This window comes from Novosphingobium indicum (assembly GCF_014645195.1).
Taxonomy (GTDB): domain Bacteria; phylum Pseudomonadota; class Alphaproteobacteria; order Sphingomonadales; family Sphingomonadaceae; genus Novosphingobium; species Novosphingobium indicum.
The window spans coordinates 1-3,702 of record NZ_BMLK01000065.1; the positions used below are offsets into that span (position 1 = coordinate 1).

The 3,702-nt window shown below is 52.5% G+C and carries 6 protein-coding genes; 4 read left to right on the top strand and 2 right to left on the bottom strand.

Going from position 1 to position 3,702, the window contains the following annotated elements; translation table 11 throughout:
- The first annotated feature begins 150 nt into the window (after positions 1 to 150).
- Entirely contained in the window at positions 151 to 798 is a 648-nt protein-coding gene (locus IEX64_RS23870; RefSeq protein WP_229710722.1) for a hypothetical protein, read from the top strand.
- Here the strand turns inward: IEX64_RS23870 and IEX64_RS23875 are convergent.
- Complete coding sequence (locus IEX64_RS23875; RefSeq protein WP_188823928.1) at positions 770 to 994, bottom strand: DUF6471 domain-containing protein; 225 nt, start codon at positions 992 to 994, stop codon at positions 770 to 772. The genes IEX64_RS23870 and IEX64_RS23875 overlap by 29 nt on opposite strands.
- A gap of 105 nt (positions 995 to 1,099) precedes the next feature.
- On the opposite strand from IEX64_RS23875, the gene IEX64_RS23880 reads away from it, so the two are divergent.
- The 3 genes from IEX64_RS23880 (at position 1,100) to IEX64_RS23890 (ending at position 3,208) form a co-directional block, all read left to right on the top strand.
- Positions 1,100 to 2,050 (top strand): IS1595 family transposase, encoded by a 951-nt coding sequence (locus tag IEX64_RS23880; protein ID WP_188823931.1) that lies wholly within the window; start codon positions 1,100 to 1,102, stop codon positions 2,048 to 2,050.
- A 305-nt stretch (positions 2,051 to 2,355) separates the two neighbouring features.
- Positions 2,356 to 2,553, top strand: coding sequence for a hypothetical protein (locus tag IEX64_RS23885; protein ID WP_188823933.1), 198 nt, complete (start codon positions 2,356 to 2,358; stop codon positions 2,551 to 2,553).
- Positions 2,554 to 2,602: 49 nt separating this feature from the next.
- Complete coding sequence (locus tag IEX64_RS23890; protein WP_188823935.1) at positions 2,603 to 3,208, top strand: hypothetical protein; 606 nt, start codon at positions 2,603 to 2,605, stop codon at positions 3,206 to 3,208.
- A 37-nt stretch (positions 3,209 to 3,245) separates the two neighbouring features.
- On the opposite strand, the gene IEX64_RS23895 is transcribed toward IEX64_RS23890, so the two are convergent.
- Positions 3,246 to 3,702: hypothetical protein (locus IEX64_RS23895; protein WP_229710724.1), on the bottom strand; the 457-nt coding region annotated here is incomplete at its 5' end.

Below are 3,702 nucleotides of genomic sequence, written 5' to 3' on the forward strand. Positions count from 1 at the left end.
TCGTATGTGGGGCGTTATACGCATCCTGTGATAAATTGACTCCACAGCGCGGCGTCAATGATGCACTGATTACCGATGCCAAACCGTTCAAAACGGACACTTTACGCAGTGCTTGCCTTAGCCATGACCGTTCTTGGCTGGGCTTGGGTCGTGGTGAAGCTCGTGCTTGAGTTTATAGGGTTGAGCACGATTGCTGATGACAGCACAAACGCGGAAAAGGTTGCCGCCAACCTAGCCATTTGGGTCTTACAGCAGCCGTGGTGGGTCTCTGCGCTGTTCGCACTCTCTTGGACGGCGATACTCGGCTATCTAGTCGTTAAGAACGTCACTTACGGATCTGATGCAATTGAGCTGTCGCGCGATCTAAGGTCCACTACTAGTTTGCTCAATGCCCTGAAGCGGGGCGCCATCCTTTACGGTGATTTGAATGCAGTGAATCAACTAATTCACAACAACAATAGCATCACCACCACTACCACAGAGCGAATGAATGCTGCTCCGAAACAAAACGACTATGAACGTTATCGCATACAAGGTGGTGTTCGAGAGACAACCCAAAAATGCCTCGAATTGGTGAACAACAACCTACGATTTAGGCATGATGATTTTATCAATGTTGAAGAATTAATAGAAGCTGTTTCTAAAATACACCCAGATCAAGAATACAACAGGCTTTACGAAAAAACATTGCAAATTACGTCACTTGTAAATCGCCAACTTCTCAAAGCGCGAGAAGCTTTGGAGGCAGAGATACGCAGCAACAATACTGTCATATCCGAATATCGGATGCCCCGATAGCTTCCAGACATTGGATCAAAAACACCGCCGTAAACTTCCCACGGCTGATCTTATTGCGGATATTCGGCTCAGAGTCATGCACTCCGATATCCGCCAGCTTTCCGGCCAACTCGGCATAGGTGACGCCCCGGCGCTTTAGCTCGCCCTTGAGCATCCCCTTCACCTTGTCTTCCCATTCCTTTTCCTGAACTGGCATTCGCGTATCCCTGTGATGCTTTACGCCATCATATGCGATACGTTTATCCTTGACAACAGTGCGTCATATCATCATATATAGTGCATAAGCACTGGAAACGATGACATGCAACACTTTCTCCTCTCCTCCGCAGCCCGCACCCTTAGCCTCAAGAAGGTCTTCAAGATGGGTGAGGACGCTGCCTATCGGACCTTCTGCGAGCTTCGCTGGCCGGAAACCGAAGGCGAGGCCGTTTGCCCCCGTTGCGGCTGTGTCGAGACGTACAACATCACCTCGCGCCGCAAGTTCAAGTGCGTTGCCTGCCATCACCAGTTTTCGGTTACGAGCGGCACCATCTTCGCTTCGCGCAAGCTGAGCTTCACCGATCTGCTCGCCGCCATCGTCATTTTCGTGAACGGCGCGAAGGGCATTTCCGCGCTGCAAATGAGCCGTGACCTTGATGTGCAGTACAAAACCGCTTTCGTCCTGGCGCACAAGCTGCGCGAGGCGATGGCGCTTGAGGATGCCGGGCAGGTTCTCGAAGGTGAAGTGGAAGTGGACGGCGCCTACTTCGGCGGTCATGTTCGCCCTGCCAATGCCAAGAAGAACCGTCGCGACCGTCGCCTTGTCATCAATCAGAGCGGCAAGCGGCAGGTCGTTGTCGTTGGCCGTGAGCGCGGCGGTGACAGCATGGTTACGGTTGCCAAGAGTGAAGCTAAGGGCGGCGAAATCATTTCCGCAGCCATTCACCACATGAGCACGGTCCACGCTGACGAGGCTTCGCATTGGGACGATCTGCACGCCAAGTTCGATACCCGCCGTATCAATCACTCGCTGGCATATTCGGACGGCTACGCCTGCACTAATCAGGCCGAGAGCTTCTTTTCCCGTCTGCGCCGTATGGAAGTTGGTACGCATCACCGCATCGCAGGCCGCTATCTCGCTGCCTATGCAGCGGAGGCTTCATGGCGTGAGGACAACCGCCGCGTGGACAACGGCTCGCAGGCTATGACCGTTGCTGCGGCTGCTATGGAAGCTCAGGTGTCGCGTAAATGGGCGGGGTACTGGCAGCGGTAATGCCAATGCAACCCGCCGTAGAACAAACAATGCACATCAAAGCGAATCGTTGCATTGACAATCAAAGAATCGTCACCACGTTTTATCGCATAATCCTTGTGTGAATCGCACAGCCCCTATAATCTGCAAACTGCAACGCGGATAAACGCATCTTATATGATGATGATGCAGTTTTTTCGCTTGCGTGGGGAGCCAAAATCGGCATTGGGCCGTTTTAACTGAGCTTTAAGATATTCGGGGCAGATGCAGAATCGACCGTATATGTCAAGGCTCGTATCCGTAACTCAATCAAGGAAAGGGAACCAGTGACGAACTTTATAGATCGTGCCGCAGACCTGCTGTTCCCCGCAGAGGGACGGCAAACGCTAAACATCAAGTTCTTCGGTGCAGCCGAAGGGCATATGTCCGCTGAGGATATGGCCGAACAAATCGTTCGCGCTGAAGCGCAAATCCGTGAAGGAAATTCCACTCTTGTGGACGATGTTGACGCAGATTTGACCTGATAGACAACTCGTTATATCCCGCCCTGCTACTCTCATAGCAGGGCGGGATATGCTTTTTCGTGATCTATATAGAATTGCAGAGGACTCAGAAGGGCCTTTCATAAGGTTTGAGACCCTCCGTCAGGCTGTTAACGCTCATCACACTGGGATCGGGCGTGTTGATGTGCGCCTTGTGCAATTTGCGGTTCCTAATCGGCAAGCATTCTACTGGCACGCTGATACAGAGCGAACCTCCCCTTATGAAGAGGAGTTCACCGTTGTTGAGATCATTGGATGTGACTCGCTGAAAGAACATCCCCGAGAACGGCGCTTTGCTCTGACCAAGGAATTAATGCACGTTTTTGATACGCCAGATCAGGTTGCGAACACACCAGAGAAATTCATTTCTCTGGTCACTGAAATTCAAAACCAGCCTCTTCCGCAGCATGCCAGCCCTATGATGAAGTCAGAGCTTGACACTCGTTGGATGGCGGCGCTGTGTCTATGCCCTAGGAACAGGCGCAACGCGTTCTATGATCAGTATCCTGAAAAGCTTGCATCATTTGAAATAGCGGAAGCATTGAGGGTGCCAGAGTGGGTCGTTCCGTTCATCATGGATGGTTATTATGACACCGCCTATAGTTCTCTAGTTGAAGGGAAAAATGGTCACGCCTGATGACCATCCGCACCGAAGCCGCATTCCTAGCAGCCTGCTACGTCCTAGGCGTATCGGCTTTCTGCGTTGAAATCGCCCATCGTCGCGGTCTGCCTTCAATCCGCACAACGCCTGAGCCGACCTTCTTGAGCAAGGCCTTGTTGATAGGCCCTACAAGCGCCTTCACGTCTGCACGACCACAATCCCCGCCCGGATCGAAGGCAATGGCTCTCTCGGCTATCTCAAGCGATGTGAGGGGTTTTTCAGCCTTGCGCAGGATTTCAAGGTAAATCCGTATCCCAATGCCGCGTCCACGCCAGCGGCTGTATTTCGGGCGAACGGGCTTGACCTGCGAAATGTCGAAGCCTTCTGCGAACATTCCGATGCTAGTTTCGATGTGGCCTGCAAGCTCACGCAGGCGCACAGCTTCCCGTTCGTGTTGCTCCGCCTCACCGATAAGCCTTGCATACTTCCGCATGAGGGCGCTCAAAACGTGTGTGTCTGCCATATGCAGA

Coding starts and splice junctions, on each gene's coding strand:
- IEX64_RS23875 (WP_188823928.1), bottom strand. CDS start 994: ATGCCAGTTCAGGAAAAGGAATGGGAAGACAAGGTGAAGGGGATGCTC.
- IEX64_RS23880 (WP_188823931.1), top strand. CDS start 1,100: ATGCAACACTTTCTCCTCTCCTCCGCAGCCCGCACCCTTAGCCTCAAG.
- IEX64_RS23890 (WP_188823935.1), top strand. CDS start 2,603: ATGCTTTTTCGTGATCTATATAGAATTGCAGAGGACTCAGAAGGGCCT.